Origin of the sequence: Flavobacterium sp. Sd200, from assembly GCF_009826935.1 — a bacterium.
In the GTDB taxonomy this organism is placed as follows: domain Bacteria; phylum Bacteroidota; class Bacteroidia; order Flavobacteriales; family Flavobacteriaceae; genus Flavobacterium.
The window spans coordinates 1-17620 of the sequence record NZ_WUMN01000009.1 but is presented as its reverse complement, the minus strand read 5'-3'; the positions used below and the strand labels follow the sequence as shown (position 1 = coordinate 17620).

Annotated in this window: 17 protein-coding genes; 8 read left to right on the top strand and 9 right to left on the bottom strand. The window is 40.0% G+C overall.

Translation table 11 applies throughout. The annotated features are described in order from the left end of the window. Nucleotides 1–45 precede the first annotated feature (45 nt). Nucleotides 46–2034, bottom strand: a complete 1989-nt coding sequence (locus tag GR160_RS17420; protein ID WP_160751180.1) for a urocanate hydratase — start codon at nucleotides 2032–2034, stop codon at nucleotides 46–48. 68 nt (nucleotides 2035–2102) lie between these two features. After that, nucleotides 2103–2279 (bottom strand): DUF5522 domain-containing protein, encoded by a 177-nt coding sequence (locus tag GR160_RS17415; RefSeq protein WP_160751179.1) that lies wholly within the window; start codon nucleotides 2277–2279, stop codon nucleotides 2103–2105. Nucleotides 2280–2307: 28 nt separating this feature from the next. Here GR160_RS17415 and GR160_RS17410 point away from each other — a divergent pair, with 28 nt between their 5' ends. Next, nucleotides 2308–2634 (top strand): hypothetical protein, encoded by a 327-nt coding sequence (locus GR160_RS17410; protein ID WP_160751178.1) that lies wholly within the window; start codon nucleotides 2308–2310, stop codon nucleotides 2632–2634. Between the two features lie 2 nt (nucleotides 2635–2636). On the opposite strand, the gene GR160_RS17405 is transcribed toward GR160_RS17410, so the two are convergent. Then, complete coding sequence (locus GR160_RS17405) at nucleotides 2637–3098, bottom strand: hypothetical protein (RefSeq protein WP_160751177.1); 462 nt, start codon at nucleotides 3096–3098, stop codon at nucleotides 2637–2639. A gap of 199 nt (nucleotides 3099–3297) precedes the next feature. Here GR160_RS17405 and der point away from each other — a divergent pair, with 199 nt between their 5' ends. From der to GR160_RS17390, 3 genes are all read left to right on the top strand, one after another. Then, on the top strand, nucleotides 3298–4608 hold the full coding sequence (der, locus tag GR160_RS17400) for a ribosome biogenesis GTPase Der (RefSeq protein ID WP_160751176.1): 1311 nt from the start codon (nucleotides 3298–3300) through the stop codon (nucleotides 4606–4608). Between the two features lie 132 nt (nucleotides 4609–4740). Further along, nucleotides 4741–5448, top strand: coding sequence for a hypothetical protein (locus GR160_RS17395; RefSeq protein WP_160751175.1), 708 nt, complete (start codon nucleotides 4741–4743; stop codon nucleotides 5446–5448). 15 nt (nucleotides 5449–5463) lie between these two features. Further along, nucleotides 5464–6513, top strand: coding sequence for an FAD-binding oxidoreductase (locus GR160_RS17390; RefSeq protein ID WP_160751174.1), 1050 nt, complete (start codon nucleotides 5464–5466; stop codon nucleotides 6511–6513). On the opposite strand, the gene GR160_RS17385 is transcribed toward GR160_RS17390, so the two are convergent. Beyond that, nucleotides 6506–7801: a PepSY domain-containing protein gene (locus GR160_RS17385; RefSeq protein WP_160751173.1), complete on the bottom strand. Its 1296-nt coding sequence runs from the start codon at nucleotides 7799–7801 to the stop codon at nucleotides 6506–6508. The two genes, GR160_RS17390 and GR160_RS17385, sit on opposite strands and share 8 nt — an antisense overlap. 180 nt (nucleotides 7802–7981) lie before the next feature. Here GR160_RS17385 and GR160_RS17380 point away from each other — a divergent pair, with 180 nt between their 5' ends. After that, nucleotides 7982–10345: a TonB-dependent receptor gene (locus tag GR160_RS17380; protein ID WP_160751172.1), complete on the top strand. Its 2364-nt coding sequence runs from the start codon at nucleotides 7982–7984 to the stop codon at nucleotides 10343–10345. Nucleotides 10346–10398: 53 nt separating this feature from the next. On the opposite strand, the gene GR160_RS17375 is transcribed toward GR160_RS17380, so the two are convergent. Next, nucleotides 10399–10797, bottom strand: a complete 399-nt coding sequence (locus tag GR160_RS17375; RefSeq protein WP_160751171.1) for a DUF983 domain-containing protein — start codon at nucleotides 10795–10797, stop codon at nucleotides 10399–10401. Between the two features lie 54 nt (nucleotides 10798–10851). Between GR160_RS17375 and GR160_RS17370 the strand changes: the two genes are divergently transcribed. Continuing rightward, on the top strand, nucleotides 10852–12768 hold the full coding sequence (locus tag GR160_RS17370; RefSeq protein ID WP_160751170.1) for an ABC-F family ATP-binding cassette domain-containing protein: 1917 nt from the start codon (nucleotides 10852–10854) through the stop codon (nucleotides 12766–12768). 45 nt (nucleotides 12769–12813) lie between these two features. Here GR160_RS17370 and GR160_RS17365 read toward each other — a convergent pair whose 3' ends face one another. After that, nucleotides 12814–13107, bottom strand: coding sequence for a hypothetical protein (locus GR160_RS17365; protein WP_160751169.1), 294 nt, complete (start codon nucleotides 13105–13107; stop codon nucleotides 12814–12816). A 76-nt stretch (nucleotides 13108–13183) separates the two neighbouring features. After that, nucleotides 13184–14152 carry an App1 family protein gene (locus GR160_RS17360; RefSeq protein WP_160751168.1) on the bottom strand — a complete coding sequence of 323 codons (969 nt, stop codon included), beginning with the start codon at nucleotides 14150–14152 and terminating at the stop codon, nucleotides 13184–13186. Nucleotides 14153–14220: 68 nt separating this feature from the next. Here GR160_RS17360 and GR160_RS17355 point away from each other — a divergent pair, with 68 nt between their 5' ends. After that, a complete protein-coding gene (locus GR160_RS17355) occupies nucleotides 14221–15114 on the top strand; it encodes a diacylglycerol kinase family protein (protein ID WP_160751167.1) in 894 nt (297 codons plus the stop codon). A gap of 74 nt (nucleotides 15115–15188) precedes the next feature. Next, the gene (locus tag GR160_RS17350; protein ID WP_160751166.1) at nucleotides 15189–15794 is read left to right on the top strand and encodes a hypothetical protein; all 606 of its coding nucleotides are present in this window, start codon (nucleotides 15189–15191) and stop codon (nucleotides 15792–15794) included. A 4-nt stretch (nucleotides 15795–15798) separates the two neighbouring features. On the opposite strand, the gene GR160_RS17345 is transcribed toward GR160_RS17350, so the two are convergent. Continuing rightward, on the bottom strand, nucleotides 15799–16944 hold the full coding sequence (locus GR160_RS17345) for a GNAT family N-acetyltransferase (protein WP_160751165.1): 1146 nt from the start codon (nucleotides 16942–16944) through the stop codon (nucleotides 15799–15801). Nucleotides 16945–17010: 66 nt separating this feature from the next. Further along, a complete protein-coding gene (locus GR160_RS17340) occupies nucleotides 17011–17499 on the bottom strand; it encodes a DUF1761 domain-containing protein (RefSeq protein ID WP_160751164.1) in 489 nt (162 codons plus the stop codon). Between the last annotated feature and the right edge of the window lie 121 nt (nucleotides 17500–17620).

Here is a 17620-nt window from a genome sequence, read left to right as displayed (position 1 = left end):
TAGCAAAGCACCAACAGCATTTACAATTATACCTTTTAAAATGCTCTAACCAAGCAAAGTGTCGTCTACCACATTTGGCAATGTAACCTTGAGTAGCGGCTGGTGTTCCATGGCACGTTTTATAGCAAAAACCGCCCCATCGTTCCTTGCCCAGCTACGTCTTGCAATACCGTTATTAACATCCCAAAAAAGCATTGATTCTAAACGTCTTGATGCTTCGTTAGAACCATCAAGAACCATACCAAAGCCACCGTTTATAACCTCTCCCCAGCCCACACCGCCGCCGTTGTGTATGCTTACCCAGGTAGCACCCCTAAAGCTATCGCCAATAACGTTTTGTATGGCCATATCGGCTGTAAAGCGCGACCCGTCATAAATATTAGATGTTTCACGATAAGGTGAGTCGGTACCGCTCACATCGTGGTGGTCACGGCCTAAAACAACTGCGCCAATTTCGCCCTTGGCAATGGCTACGTTAAAGGCACGGGCAATGTTTATGCGCCCTTCGGCATCGGCATACAAAATGCGTGCCTGAGACCCCACTACCAGCTTGTTTTGCTGTGCGCCCTGTATCCATTTTATATTGTCCTGCATTTGTTGTTTGATCTCATTGGGAGCAGTTTGCGCCATTTCTTCAAGTACTGCTGCCGCAATAGCATCGGTTTTTAAAAGATCCTCCGGTTTGCCCGATGTACACACCCAACGAAATGGCCCAAAACCATAGTCAAAACACATGGGTCCCATAATGTCCTGCACATAGCTTGGATATTTAAAGTCGATGCCGTTTGGTGCCATAATATCGGCTCCGGCACGCGACGCCTCTAAAAGAAACGCATTACCATAATCGAAAAAGTAAGTACCCTTAGCCGTATGTTTATTGATAGCATCAGCCTGACGACGCAATGACTCCTGTACTTTATCTTTAAATGCTTCAGGGTCGTTAGCCATCAGTTCATTAGATTCTTCTAACGACAAACCTACCGGATAATATCCACCCGCCCATGGGTTGTGCAACGATGTTTGGTCGCTGCCAAGATCTATATATATATTTTCGGCATCAAATTTTTCCCATACGTCTACCACATTTCCCTGATAGGCAATAGAAACTACCTCTTTATTTTCTTTAGCTGTTTTAACTCTTTGCACCAAGGCATCAGCATCCGTTATTACCTCATCTACCCACCCCTGGCTGTGACGTGTGTTTACCGCTTTAGGATTAACCTCTGCACACACAGTTATACAGCCTGCAATATTACCGGCTTTTGGCTGTGCACCACTCATACCGCCAAGACCGGAGGTTACAAACAATTTGCCTTCTAAACCTTCACCGTTTTTAGCTATTTTACGTCCGCCGTTCAGCACTGTAATAGTTGTTCCGTGCACAATGCCCTGAGGGCCAATATACATGTAGCTACCTGCCGTCATTTGACCATATTGCGATACACCAAGCGCATTAAATTTCTCCCAGTCATCAGGCTTGGAATAGTTAGGGATAACCATACCGTTTGTTACCACAACCCTTGGCGCTTCTTTATGCGACGGGAATAACCCCATGGGGTGACCGCTGTACATTGCCAGCGTTTGCTCCTCTGTCATCTGGCTAAGGTATTGCATGGTTAGCAGATACTGCGCCCAGTTGGAAAATACCGCCCCATTGCCGCCATACGTAATCAACTCATGCGGATGCTGCGCCACGGCAGGGTCAAGGTTGTTTTGTATCATGAGCATTATGGCCTTTGCCTGCTCACTGTTACCGGGATATTCATTTATTGGCCTGGCATACATATCATAATCAGGACGCAGGCGGTACATATAAATGCGGCCATACGTTTCCAGTTCTTCGGCAAATTCTTTCGCCAAAACCTCATGATGCTGTGATTCAAAATAGCGAAGGGCATTGCGAAGGGCCAGTTTTTTTTCGTCGGGCGTTAGTATGTCTTTTCGCTTTGGCGCATGATTTACTGTAGGATTGTATGGCTTAGGCTGTGGCAATACTGCCGGAATACCCTGTTGTATTTGTTGCTGAAATGTCATTTTTGGTGTTGGTATTGGGTGTTTGGTCTTAGGTTTTTGGGTTTTTAAGACGTTGCGGTGCAACGTCTCTACTTCTTGAAATTTCCTGTGCGTTTATCATATCCATAAGGACAGTGGCGGCATCCGCTCTTGCAGCAATAACCACGCTTTAGGTGATACTTTTCGGTAAAAACCTTATAGCCTTCGGGCGACAGGTAATAATCTTCGCCCTCTATTAATTTATTTCCCGAAACATGGTTGCTCATAAGCACAAATTTAGCAACTTTACAACTAATGATACTTATTGCTTCTAAATATTTAGTTCCAAAGGGCTACAGCGGCATTACGCTTTATCCGTTTATAATAGTTCGCGAAAATCATTTAAAAAAGCAGCCCGTGCTCATAAACCATGAACGCATACACATAAGGCAACAGGCAGAATTACTTGTCGCGGTGTTTTATTTATGGTATGTTACAGAATTCCTTATTCGGTTCTTAATGTACAAAAACAAGAGGCTGGCCTATCAAAACATTTGTTTTGAACGGGAGGCATACAGCAACGACACCAATCCCGGCTACTTAAAAAACAGGCGGGTTTGGGCTTTTATAAAATATCTATAATGCTAATGTTTTATGTCTAACTCTAATTGCCTGCCCTCCTGTAATGCTTTTTTATCCATGGTAGTACCAATAAGTATACCTATAAACATACCAATAGGAAGCCCTATTCCCAATAAACCCATATTACCCACGGAAGTACCAAATGCAATGCCAATTGGCAACCCAAAAACCGACATACCTAAAGCCAGCCATATATTTCGGTAATAATTTTTAGGCACTATTTTAAGTTGTTTTTCCAACACTTTTAAAATAGCGGTCTGTTTAAGCTTTATAACTTTTGCGAGGCTTTCATTTGTAGGCAGGGCATTAAGGGCATCTACCTCATCATTAATAATCTTTACAATATCTTCTGTCAGTTGTTTTTTTTGCAGTTCGCTCAACACCAGTCCAAACTGAATGTAAATATTGTGAAGCTTAGTGTTAGGTTCGATCTCAGGCCTGCCTGTTAGTTGGTTTAAAATCATTTTATTTTTGGTTTAGTATAGTTTAATAGTGGTAAATAGGTATATGTTTTTAAGAACATGTTACACATTGCTCTGCCAAAATAACAAATTTTTATTCATCAGACAGCTCACCCGAAGGGATTGTATAAGAGCACTCTACTAAATTATTTTTTACGTTAGCACTTAAAAGCGTACTTTTGCAAAAAAGTAAAGTAAGTTAATGAATAATATTGTAGCCATTGTAGGACGCCCGAACGTGGGCAAGTCTACTTTTTTTAACCGTTTGATACAGCGCAGGGAAGCTATTGTAGACTCTGTTAGCGGTGTTACGCGCGACAGGAATTACGGCAAGAGCGAATGGAATGGTAAGGAGTTTTCTGTTATTGATACGGGAGGTTACATTAAAGGAAGTGATGATATTTTTGAGGGCGAAATTCGCCGTCAGGTAGAACTGGCCATTGATGAGGCCGATGTTATTGTTTTTGTTGTAGATGTTGAGGAAGGCATTACACCAATGGACGAAGAGGTGGCAAAGCTGCTTCGCAAGGTTACAAAACCGGTTCTTTTGGCTGTTAATAAGGTAGATAATGCCATGCGTGAAAAAGATGCCGTAGAGTTTTATAACCTTGGCCTTGGCGATTATTATACCATTGCAGGTATGAACGGCAGTGGTACAGGCGATTTGCTTGATGCCCTTGTAGATCTTTTGCCTGAGGCCGTAGCACCCGACGAAAATGCTGTTGCTTTGCCACGTTTTGCAGTGGTGGGAAGACCAAATGCAGGGAAATCATCTATTATTAATGCACTTATTGGCGAAGACCGCTATATAGTTACAGATATCGCAGGCACAACCCGCGATGCTATTGATACTACCTATAACCGTTTTGGTTTTGAGTTTAACCTTGTAGACACGGCAGGTATCCGCCGTAAGGCTAAGGTAAAGGAAGACCTTGAATTTTATTCGGTGATGCGTTCGGTTCGTGCTATTGAACATAGCGATATATGCCTTTTGGTTATAGACGCCACCCGTGGTTTTGAAGGCCAGGATCAAAGTATTTTCTGGCTTGCAGAAAAAAACCGTAAAGGTGTAGTAATACTGGTTAACAAATGGGATCTTGTTGAAAAAGACACGATGACTACCCGCGATTATGAGCTAAAAATACGCGAAGAGTTGCAGCCGTTTACCGATGTGCCTATTTTGTTCGTATCGGCAAAAAACAAACAGCGCTTACTTAAAGCCCTGGAAAAATCAGTGGAAGTTTTTGAAAGCCGCAAACAGCGCATTGCTACTTCTAAGCTTAATGAGATAATGCTGCCAATTGTAGAGAACATGCCGCCACCGGCATTAAAAGGCAAGTATGTAAAAATCAAATTTTGCATGCAGTTGCCTACCCCTACACCACAGTTTGTATTTTTCTGCAACCTGCCACAGTATGTAAAAGATCCTTACAAGCGTTTCTTAGAAAATAAAATGCGCGAAATATTTAATTTTGAAGGAGTGCCAATAGACATTTACTTCCGTCAAAAATAAAAAACAAGATACCCCAAAGCCAGCGCTTTTTGGGGTATTTTTTTACAATAAAAAAGCCCCAATAGATTTTATGTTCCGGCGCTAATTATTGAGAATTATTAATACATTTGACTAAAATTAAACGAAACATACATGCTACCCGGCTTACCCTTTTACATACCCTCTGTATTCAACATAACTGTAGCAGCTACAGCAGTTTATTCTGTAAAAACAGTACAGCGCACAGGACTGGTTTCTGTAAAAAAACTTAGCTGGGCAATGGGGTTTTGGCTTGTATTACAGGCTGTACTAACCCTTTTGGATTTTTATGATTCGCCCGTAGAATCTACCCCGCCCAAGCTGGCACTGTTTGGCATCCTTCCGGCAACAATTGCACTCTTAACCATATTTACAACCCAAAACGGACGTAACTTTATAGACAGCCTCCCACAGGAAAAACTTATACTGCTGCACACGCTGCGCATTCCTATAGAACTGGTATTATATTGGCTGAGCCTCAATATGGCGGTGCCGGAACTTATTACTTTTACCGGAAGCAATTTTGACATTATTGCCGGACTAACTGCACCATTGGTATATTATGCTTATGTAAGAAAAAATATAAGCCGCAACGTTCTTTTATTATGGAATGTTGTTTGCCTGTGCCTGCTTATCAATATCGTTGTACTAGCCATACTATCGGCACCTTCGCCAATGCAGCAATTTGCTTTAGACCAACCCAATGTTGCAATGCTTAACTTTCCGTTTAGCTGGCTGCCTACTTTTATAGTTCCGTTAGTGCTGTTCTCTCATTTAGCGTCTATAAGAAAGCTTATTGTTAAGCCGGTTGATACTATATAACCGCAACTTTACCTCATGAAAGATTATCTAATTGTTGGCGGTGGCCTTGCCGGAATCAGCTTTGCCGAAACGGCTTATCTAAATAATAAAACGTTTACAATTGTTACGGACACTTCGCAAAACAGCAGTCTTGTTGCGGCAGGAATTTATAATCCGGTAATATTAAAGCGCTTTAGCCTGCCCATGGACGCTAAAGAACATGCTGATTACATGAAGCCTTTCTACCTGCGGATAGAACAACGCTTAAACATAAAATTTGATGTTGAGCTTCCCGTTTTCAGGAAATTTGCATCGGTCGAAGAACAGAACAACTGGTTTGAAGCAGCTGATAAACCTACCCTTGAACCTTTTCTTTCAACAAAAATAGAACATGTAAAATATCAATACCTGCCATCTCCGTTTGGATTTGGCCGTGTAATGCATACCGGATATGTAGACACCGATATTTTAACCGAAAGCTACCACGTCTGGCTAAAAAGCAACGGCAACCTGTTGCAGGAAACGTTTACACATACCGACCTAATAATACATAATGATTATATAGAGTATAAGGGCATAACTGCAAAGCATATTGTTTTTGCCGAAGGCTTTGGCCTGCACACCAACCCGTGGTTTAGTTATCTTCCGCTGGATGGTACAAAAGGAGAATTGTTGCTTATAAAAGCTCACAATCTAAAATTAGATGTGGCAGTAAATGCCGGGGTGTTTATATTGCCGTTTGGCAACGACCTGTATAAAGTAGGCGCAACCTACGAGTGGGTAGACAAAACCCCTACCCCTACGGTGGCAGGTAAAGCAGAACTTTTAGAAAGGCTGAACGAAGTTATTACCTGCAATTATGAAGTTATAGAACACCTTGCCGGGATACGTCCTACTGTTAAAGACCGAAAAGCATTGGTAGGAACACATCACATTCATAAAAATGTACATCTTTTAAACGGGCTTGGTACGCGTGGTGTAATGCTCGGGCCATCTTTAGCTAAAGAGCTTTTTGAGTCTATAGAGAATAACAGGCCTGTAAAAAAAGACGTGAACTTAAACAGGTTTAAAACCTCTGTTATTTAGACTTTTCTAAGGCCGCAAGCTTATTTATGCGATACACAAAAACATAATAAGCTGTTGCAATTAAAGCCAGCCATACAAGGGTTATGTAAATTACAACTCCTGTGGTTGTCGCGCTTTTTATTAACGATGCATACATAAAATAAAGCAATACAGCATTCACAGCCAGGTTTATATATTTCCATACCCCCATAATAGGGGCTCTTTTGCCTTTTTTCTTTAATGCTCTTTTTTTGAGGGTAATATAAATGCCGCTTAAAATAAGTGAGCAAATGCCAAGTCCGGCTACAAACCAAATAATTTTTGTGGTAAGCCCACCCCAGTTGCCAAAGTGCAATGGGTCGGCAATATCAGCAATGTAAATTACTGTGCCAATATTTTGCGCATCCTGCCGTGCCACTACTTTGTAATTTTTGGTGTCTATAAAAACCCTGTTGGCCCGCTGCCTCACCAAGGGCTCATCGCTTTTTCCGGTAAGATACATATAATCAGTTTCGTTACCGGGCATCGATATGTCTCCTACTTTTAGACCATCTATAGTGTTTTGGGCTATTGACACGGCTTTGTCAAAGTCTACCGTTTTACTTGCTTCGATTTGTTGTTCCTTCCCTTTTTCATCGGCAATTACAGGCAGTTCAGGATTTCCGGCATCGCCTAAGCCTGCAATGTTTGTACGTTCCAAAAAATACCAGAAACCAGTGAGCGAAAACAATAATGTAAACGGTACCGACCACAACCCTACAAGCCTGTGCAGACTCCTGAAAAATACAATCGGGCCTTTTCCGGTAGTAAGCTCAAACAGTTTATGCCACCATTTTTTATAAAACAATAGCGCCGTAGTTAACGATACAAACAGCAAAAAGCCAAAAAACAGCACGGTAAAGTGTCCTATTTGCATAGGCATGAACAAATTATAATGCAATTTCCTAAAGTAGCGTTGTATAGTAAGATTGGTTTCTCCCTGTATAGCACCAGTGTATTGGTTTGCAAAAACATATGTCTTTTTGCCGTTTTCTTCTTTAGTTAGTATATCGCAAACATAAGGAGCATTGTTTTTTGACCAATGAATAATAGTACCGTCGGGATATTTCTGTTTAAAATTTTTAGCAATAAGCGAGCGCGAAACAATAGCTGCCTGTGGTGTTGCCCTGGTTTCGGGGTTAAAAAGCCAATCCATCTCAGTGCTTAGTGTGGCAAATGTTCCTGAAAAGCAAACTATAAAAAACAATATGCTGAGTTTTGTTCCTATCCAGCTGTGTATCTCAAATATTTTTTTTCGGTCAAAAGCCATAGCGAAAAATCTTTAATCAGGTTGCAAACGCGGCAAATATAGCAGTAAAGTAAAGGCTTGTTTGAGGCTTTGGATTATTTAACAAATTTTTGTTTCAAACAGAAGCAATATAACACCACAGCTATTGCCTTACGTTGCTTCAGACTATATTTTTGCACTATTAATAATTAGTCTAAATAAATGAATAAACTTTACTATTGTTTGTGTATAGTATTTTTATGTACACAAACATTACTGGCACAAAGCATCCTTAGTGGGGAGATAAAGGATGTTAACAATCTTCCCGTTCCGGGGGCAAGCGTAAAACTGGTCGAGAAAAACCTTGAGACGTTTACCAACAACAATGGCAATTTTCAATTTAAGAACATTGATAATAACACTTATCACTTTATTATTTATGCCATAGGTTTTGAAACTAAAAAGGTAGAATTTGCTTTTACAGGCAACACATTTACTACCGAACTTAAGGAAGAATCTTTGCAGTTACAGGAAGTAGAGATTATAGGGCGTAAAGAGCGTTCATACAAAAACACCAATTCTTTTACCGGCACACGCACCGAAACAGCTCTTAAAGACGTACCACAATCTATAAGCTATGTTACCAAGGAAGTCATAGAAGACCAACAGGCATTTCGCGTAGGCGATATTGTAAAAAATGTGAGTGGGGCTTCAAATTATTCTTATTACAGCGATGATATTACATTGCGCGGTTTCCGCACCAGCTCATCGTTAATAAACGGCATGAAAAGGATTATTGGCGAAGGCTGGAAACAGCCCATACTTGCAAATATTGAACGCGTAGATATTATAAAAGGTCCGGCATCGGCGCTATTTGCCAATACAGATCCGGGAGGTACCGTAAACATGGTGACCAAAAAACCGCTTGATGAAGATCGCCGAAATATAAACTTTGCTTTTGGTAGTTATGATACCTATCGTATAAATGCCGATTTTACAGGCCCTATGGACAATTCTAAAACATTGCTGTATCGCCTTAACCTTGCCTATCAGGATGCGCAGTCGTTTCGTGTGCTGCAGGGCAGCGAAGATATAATGGTAGCGCCGTCTTTTTCTTTTATTCCAGACGATAAAACACAGGTAAATTTCGATTTTGTGTACACAAGATCGAACGGCAGGCTCGACAGGGGGCAGCCTATTTTTGGGGCTACAGCAGGTACTAACCTTAATTCTACACCAATATCATTTGCCATTGGTAAAGAAAACGACTATTTGAAAGAAACATACATTTACTTTACAACATCGGTTAAAAGAAAGATTACAGATAACATTAGCCTTAATGCATCGTACATGAAATTTATGGCAGGAGAAGACCTGCTGGAACACCGCACCTCTAACCGCTATGCTGTAGACCCGGAAGGCAACACGCTGCCAACACAAATGGAGATGCGAACCATTGTTAGAAAAGGTAAAAACTACAGCGATAACGTTTCGTTATATCTTGTGTCTGATTTTAAGACCGGCCCAATAGAACACAAACTGCTAACAGGCTATGATTATCTGCAAAATAAAACCCCAGTAGGCAACTCAAACTATGGAGCCAGCGGTTATATTGACGGTTTGCCAAATGTGCCTTTTTTCGATCTTGTAAACCCCAACTATGCATTAACCGATATGAGCGGCTATGTAAATGTGTCTGCACAAATACCGCAAACCAAATATTTTGTAAACGGTATCTATGCACAGGATCAAATTAAATGGGGAAAAATACAAATGTTATTGGCTCTAAGACATGAAAACTATGTAGATGTTGCCAACTACAACACACCACAAAGCCGTGAAATTAAACAGGATGCCTTAATACCAAGGATTGGTTTAGTATATTCTGTAACCGACCAAATAAACCTTTATGGCACATATACTGAAGGCTATCAGCCACAAGGCAGTGGCATTATAGGCGCACCGCAAATATATGGCGGGCCGTTCGACCCGCTAATCAGTTCAATGTATGAAGCAGGTGCGAAAGCAGAGTTTTTTAATAAACGCCTTTCTATGAATGTAGCCCTATACAATATAGAGCAAAACAATATATTGATAAATGCCAACAATCCCGATAACCCCGATATGCTGCGTCAGGTAGGACAGCAAAGATCTAAGGGTGTAGAGTTGGATGCCTATGGCATGATACTGCCAAACCTTAGTGTATCGGCAAACTTTTCTTACAGCGAAGCTAAAATTACCGAGAGTGATGATCCGGATGAGATAGGCAGTCTGCTACCAAACGCACCAAAGCTGCAAACAGGCATTTGGGCAAAATATAACTTTACTATCCCGGCGTTAAGCGGTGTTGGCATTGGAGCCGGTGTTAACCACACAGGAGAGCGCAATACCCAAAGTGCTATTTTAAAACTGCCGGAATATACATTGGCTAATGTGGCACTCTACTATACTGTTGGCAAACTTAAACTGTCTTTTAACCTTAATAACGTTTTCAACAAAACGCACTGGGTGGGCGGATATGATTATGTAAGACTGTTTCCCGGAACACCAAGAAATTACATGTTAGGTATGAGCTACAATTTTTAGATTGTAAAAGCTCTTATAAAATACAGCCCGGCAAAATGCCGGGCTGTATTGTTTTATTTATCTGCCTGATTAAGTTCTTTCCAGTCTTTCCTGTAACTCACAAAAAAGTTTATCCATAAATTGCGTGCCCATCGCATTTGCAGTGGCATAAGACCAATAAGTGTAACAACTATGGCTATAAATGCCGTTTCGATACTCGATTCCAAAAATACATACGACACTATAAATGCCGCAACAGAAAAGGCAACACCTAACCCGTAGCTAACATACATGGCACCATAAAAAAACGAAGGTTCTATTTTATAATGCAGTCCACAGTGGCTGCAATTGTCGTGCATTTTGTATATATTGCCAAGGTTGAACGGATTTTTGTCTTTATACATACTTTCCTGATGGCAACGGGGGCAGGTTCCTGTTAAAATACTATATAATTTGGATCCTTTTTTTAACATTTGCAAAAAATTTGTGGTTGTGCAAATTTACGATTTAATATACACATAGAAGTAATGCTTAACATTCATAATTTATCGGTTTCTTTTGGCGGTACATATTTATTTGAGGAAGTAACATTCCGCCTTGGTGCCGGAGACAGGGTGGGTCTTGTAGGGAAAAACGGCGCAGGAAAATCTACCATGCTCAAGATACTTTCGGGAGATATTCCGCCTGATTCGGGTGTTATAGCCACCGAGAAAGAAGTACGCATGGGCTTTTTGAGGCAGGACATCGATTTTATTCCCGGCCGTACCGTTCTTGATGAAGCCTACCAGGCATTTGTGGAGATTAAAGTTGCCGAGGGTAAGATAGATGAGATTAACCATCAGTTGGCTACCCGCACTGATTATGAAAGTGAAGGCTACTCTAAACTCATACAGGATCTAAGCGACTATACCCACCACTACGAAATTTTAGGCGGTTACAACTATCAGGGGGATACCGAAAGAATATTGCTTGGCCTTGGTTTTAAACGTGAGGATTTTGATCAGCTTACTGATACTTTTTCGGGCGGATGGCGTATGCGTATAGAACTTGCAAAACTGCTGTTGCAGTCTAATGATGTACTGCTTCTGGATGAGCCTACCAACCACCTTGATATTGAGAGTATCATTTGGCTGGAATCATTCCTGCGTACTTATCCTGGCGTGGTGGTAATTGTATCCCACGATAAAATGTTCCTTGATAATGTGACCAACCGTACCATAGAAATATCGCTTGGCAAAATTTACGACTTTAATAAACCATATACACAATATCTTGTACTTCGCGAAGAAATACGCGAAAAGCAGCTGGCTACCCAAAAGAACCAGCAAAAAAGCATAGAGCATACTGAGAAGCTTATCGAAAAATTCCGTGCAAAGGCCAGCAAAGCATCTATGGCACAATCGCTTATTAAAAAGCTTGATAAGGTAGAGCGCATAGAAGTAGATGAAGACGACAACTCTGTAATGAACATCTCGTTCCCTGTTTCTATGACACCTGGTCGTGTAGTGGTAGAGGCTGAGCATGTTACTAAAAAATATGGCGATAAGCTAATTTTAAAAGACCTGAACCTCCTTGTAGAACGCGGTAGCAAGATTGCCTTTGTGGGCCAGAACGGGCAGGGTAAATCCACTTTTATTAAAGCCATTGTAGATGAAATTGATTATACAGGTGTTATAAAACTTGGGCACAACGTTCAGTTGGGTTATTTTGCACAAAATCAGGCAGAGCATCTTGATGGCGAAATTACGTTGCTGCAAACCATGGAAGATGCCGCTACCGATAGTAACCGAAGCAAGGTGCGCGATATGCTCGGGTCGTTCCTCTTTAGGGGTGACGATGTAGAGAAAAAAGTAAAGGTGCTTAGTGGTGGCGAGCGCAATCGACTGGCACTTTGCAAACTCCTCTTGCAGCCCATAAACGTGCTGGTAATGGATGAACCTACTAACCACTTAGATATAAAATCGAAAAACGTGCTTAAGGCCGCCCTGCAAAAATATGAGGGCACGTTGTTGCTGGTTAGTCACGACAGGGATTTTCTTCAGGATATGAGCAATATTGTGTATGAATTTAAAGACCACAAAATACGCGAATATCTTGGCGATATTAACTTCTATTTAGAACAGCGCAACATGCAAAACATGCGCGAAGTAGAAAAGAAAGACACTCCTAAACAGGAGCAGAAAGTTGTAAAGCCAGTTACTGCGCCCGTTAGTTTTGAAGACCAAAAGAAAAACAAGGCCCTCCAAAACCGCTTAAGTAAAATAGAAAGCCAGATACAGGAAATTGAAAAAGGCATACAAAAAGACGACCGTGCCTTAGCCGAGCATCCTGAAAAACACATGGGCGACCCTGCATTTTTTGAAGCTTATGAAAAGAAGAAAAAAGACCTTGATAAGCTAATGGAAGAATGGGAACAGGTACAGGAAGAAATTGAGAATTCTTAGAATAAAAATAGGCAGCCAAAATATGGCTGCCTATTTTTATTTACATTAATCGGTATTGATCTTTACTTCTTTTTTGGTTTTAGACACCGTAATGGTTTTAGACTCTTTTCCCTCTTTATCTTTTATACTGATACCGTTTTGATCTAAACTTATAGAAGTTCCGTCTTTCTCAGTAGTATCAGGAGCAGTAGCCTGAACTCTTGGTTCCGGTGCTTTGGGTGGCGCAGGATCCTGTACGGGTGGCGGTGTAGGTGGTGCCGGCGGAGTTGCAGGAGTGTCTTTTTTGCAGGAAGCCATAGCAAGTACAGCAAAGCCCGCTATTATAAGTTGCTTATTCATAAGTAATAGTTTATTAGGTTATTACAAATAAAGTTACTGCTTATAAAATGGTTTATACTTAAAACCAACTTAAAATTTAAGCAATCAGTCCAATGCGTTTAGAATGTTCAATGGCCTCACTGCTGTTTTTAAAATAGCAGGCAGCCACACCCAGGCTCTCTATATTTTTTATAGCCGCAATTGCCTTTTCCTTTTTTTGGCTGCCTGTTTGCCTTATGTAAACAGCCTTAACCGTTACCGGAAATATCTTGCAAACATCTTCATATAAATAAGGGTCGTGCTGCGAGTCATCACCCAACAAAGTATACTGCAAATGCGGATAAAACTCCAGTATGTGTTTTATCTTGTCAAACTTGTGGTTGTGGTTGCCACGTCCTGTAACTAAAAAATCCATTAGGCTGTCTTTAATATCTTTCAGTAAAAGCACTGCCCGGGGCAGGTCGTGCTTTTCAGTAAACTTTACAATAAATTTATAAAGGTTCCACTCGCTGCTCGAAACATAAAAAAAAGCGTTCATCTCATCCTTTTTATTTCTTCCGGCTGTGCTCAGTGCCTGATAGTGGGGCACTACATCTTCAAATATCTTGCGGTCATTAATATTCTTCCACAATAATATATATATCTTCTTAAAGATATTGCGGGTGTGCGATACCAAAAAAGTATCGTCAATATCGCTTATAAACCCAAGATCGCCTTCATATGGGCGAATGTATGTGCCTTTCTCCCTGATCTCCTCACCTTCATAAAAAGTACTAACATAATAATCGGCCCAACCATGTGCAAGTTCTTCTTTAAGCGGAATACAGAACTTAAAATAACCGTCGGAAAGTGTCTTGGTGTGTATGCGCATACCGTTGTGTTCAAGATAAACATCGGCATTAGCAATGGTTTTTATAAGGAACATGCGTAATATAGACTTCGCGTTTTTAAACCGCTTCTTCTCAAATTCATAATTGCCTGCAGAACTGTTCCTGAAAACATGTCCAAAAACTATAAATTCCTGATCGTTTGCATAACCGCGATAAAGTTTTAAAGTTGGCCTCATGAAAAATTATATATTTGATAAGATATTTCAATATCCAATTTACCTACTTTTATTGGAAAATGAAGCCAATGAATTCCCAAAAGAAATTTTTACTGGTAATTAACCCTATATCCGGAGGTAACGACAAGACCGACCTTGCCGATGCCACGCGCGCCTACGCAGCACAGCATGGTGTGGAACTGGTAGAGTATGAAACCACAGGTAAAAACGATGAGGAAAACATACGTAAATTATATAGAGACCACACACCACAACGCCTGCTTGTGGCCGGAGGAGACGGAACTATAAAAATGGCTGCTGAAGCAGTAGAACACCAGGATGTTGTAATAGGGGTACTTCCTGCAGGATCGGCAAACGGACTATCGGTAGACCTGGAACTTCCGGATGATATGGAAGAGATATTAAAAATCGCTTTCCATAACCATTATATGGAAATGGATATGGTGTGTATTAACGATAAAAAAAGCCTTCATCTTAGCGATATTGGTGCCAATGCCGCCCTTATCCGCAATTATGAAAACAGCAGCATTCGGGGTAAACTGGGTTACGCGCTGCAGGCCATACATACCCTAACAGAACTTGACGCCCCTTTTAACGCAACTATAGAGGCCAACGATATTGTTATTGAAGCCGAGGCAAAAATGATAGTTATTGCCAACACACAACGCTATGGTACAGGTGTTACGATTAACCCTATTGGTATTATGGACGACGGTAAGTTTGAAATAGTAATACTAAAATCTATCGACCTTTTTACCGTTGGAAAAATATGGACCGGAAATGTAGACCTTGAAAATGAGGATAATATTGAGATCATTTCGACGCAGCAGGCTACAATCACGACTAATAGACCTATTGCTTTTCAGATAGATGGAGAGTTTTGCGGTGAAGTAGACAAATTGAATGTACGCATACTACACAAACAAATGAAGGTTGCTGTGCCGGATAAGAGGCTGGAGTAAATCTATGTATTTTTAAGAAATGCCGTATAGATAAAAGTTAATTGGCTATATTTGAAATCAGCCAATTACCCTACATGAAATATTTAGAGAAAATTCAAACCCTGTTACCACTAGGCTATCTGTATTTAATACTTTTAGGACTTTTAGACGAAAGCATCCAATATTACCAATTAGGGATAAACATATTAAACTTTTCCTCAATTACCGATATTTTACTAAGGCCCATTGCCGAGATGTTTTCGGGACCTATATTGCTTATAGTATCTATATCATTCTTTCTTCTTTTATTTGTCATCCAAAACTTTATAGTGCAACAGGTGTACAAAAATCGTAACCGAAAAATATTAGGTCGCATTCGCTATAATGAAACTACATCCAAGAAAGAGATAAAAAAAGCTATTTTCCCAATATTCATCCTGTTCTTTGCTTTCGAACTGTTAACTATATTTGTTGGAATAGGACTGGGCGGTGGAGAGAAAATAGCGAAGGCAATAAAAACGAAAAATTTCACCTATAACTATAGGGTAAATTTCAGTTCGGGCAAAACCGAAGATGTTTACCTGTTCGACATGAACAGTTTGTATTATTTTTACACTACAAAAGACAGTAATAACATCAAAATAGCCCCTGTCGGAAGCATTAACAGTCTTGAACTTATAAACAACAAAAAACTGAAATAAGCCACTAATCCTTGAACGGGCTACGCACTTTCCAAACTATCTTAGGATCATAAAATTTAAACAAACGACTCATAAAAAGGTTTATTAACGGGTTTGTATGTTTAATGATACCATATACCTGTTCAGCCTCTGCCCCAACCGAGCTCTTGATTTCCATTGCTGAGCGTGCAAAAACAATATGCTTAAACTGCTTTTTAACGGCATAGGCAACCATATCATAAAGCATGTTTAAGTACAACATTTTTTCTTTTTGTACAGATGCATCGTAGCCTAAAAAATAAGTATCCATATCATCTCCATTCTTTATAAGGGTATTGAATCCTATAAGATTACCATCAACAAAATAGCCATAAAATAAAAAGTCGGAATCAAGCTGTTGTTTAAAAACCTCAAAATGGTCTACTGGTAAATGAAATGTATTGAACGACGCGTTACCGGCAACCGTCAAATACAATTGATTAATGCGCTCACGGTATTGCTTTATATCTTCTAAGGACAATTTGCGTTTCTCAATACCCTCGGCCTTCTTGCGGGCACGATTATATTGTGTGCGGTACTTTGTAGATAGATCTGCCAGATAATCATCAATACTTAACCATTGGTCACGAATGCCGAATATCATATTAGGCTGTGTACAAAACCTGTAATACCCTTTAAACCCTCCTGATTTAAAGTCGGGCAGCTCATCATTATTAAAGTCTTTTATTGAAAGTAAATTGATGTATATGCACTCTTTTCTATACTGCCTTTTTAACTCATTCAAAGCACCATACAACAATTTGAGGGCATCTGCTTGATTAATTGCGTTAGTCAGTAAGTAGGCATTTTGTCCGGTAAGCATATTATTACCCAAAATAAGAATATGCGAAGAGAATTTTTTAAACAAATAATCCTTTAAACAAAATCCTTTTCTCTCCTCCACAAAAGTATTAACCTTACTTAGATTTATGTATTGAGACAGAGCAATAGCACACAACTGATTATTTTTATAAAGCCCAATAAAATGGCAGTCCATGTTTACAGGGCTTGAGGTTTGAAGCACCTTAAGATAATTACGTGACAAAAAAATATTTTCACAGGCTATGTTGTCCCACCCTATCGGCAATGCATTAGCATCTTTAAATATTTTAAAATGATGATCGGTGTTCAACTTGACTAATATATTGCTGTAAAAGTACAGGCAATTTAGTTATGCAGTTTTGTTGTAAAGTCCAAATTATTCCCATGCACAAAGAATCCCGCCCATGAGAGTTAGGCATACTATCCAATAGCCGGCGTTAATCCAAATATATTTCCAGCTTTTGCCTTCAAATAACGAACTTGTTCCTACAATAGGTAATGCCAAAAACAATCCTGTCATAAACCCATGCAGCATTCCATGCTTAAAAGTCCTGAACTCATGACCATAATCGGCCATAAAAGCAGCATAGCTTGGTTTGGCAGTCTCTAAAAACGGCATGCCTCCTATCATGCTTAATGCTCCCATTTGATGTACAACAAGCCCCTGTAATATCAGGTTCGACATTAAGGCAAACAACAAGGTAAGCCCAAATATTTTAAAAATATTAGCCTTTTTTGCAGCATCAGGGTTTACTCCAGCCTCGCGCATCCAAATGGTACCAAATACTTTAGGATTATACCACACAAAACCTACAGGGAGTACTATTATGGTTGCTATAAGAAAAGCCCACGGATTAACTAACATAACTATTTGTTTTAAAGGTTTGTAAAACAAATATAGACTTTATTCTATTGCATTATTTACAATTTGCCATGATGTTATAGTAAAAAACAAAACCCCCTTACTATAAAGTAAGGGGGTTTTT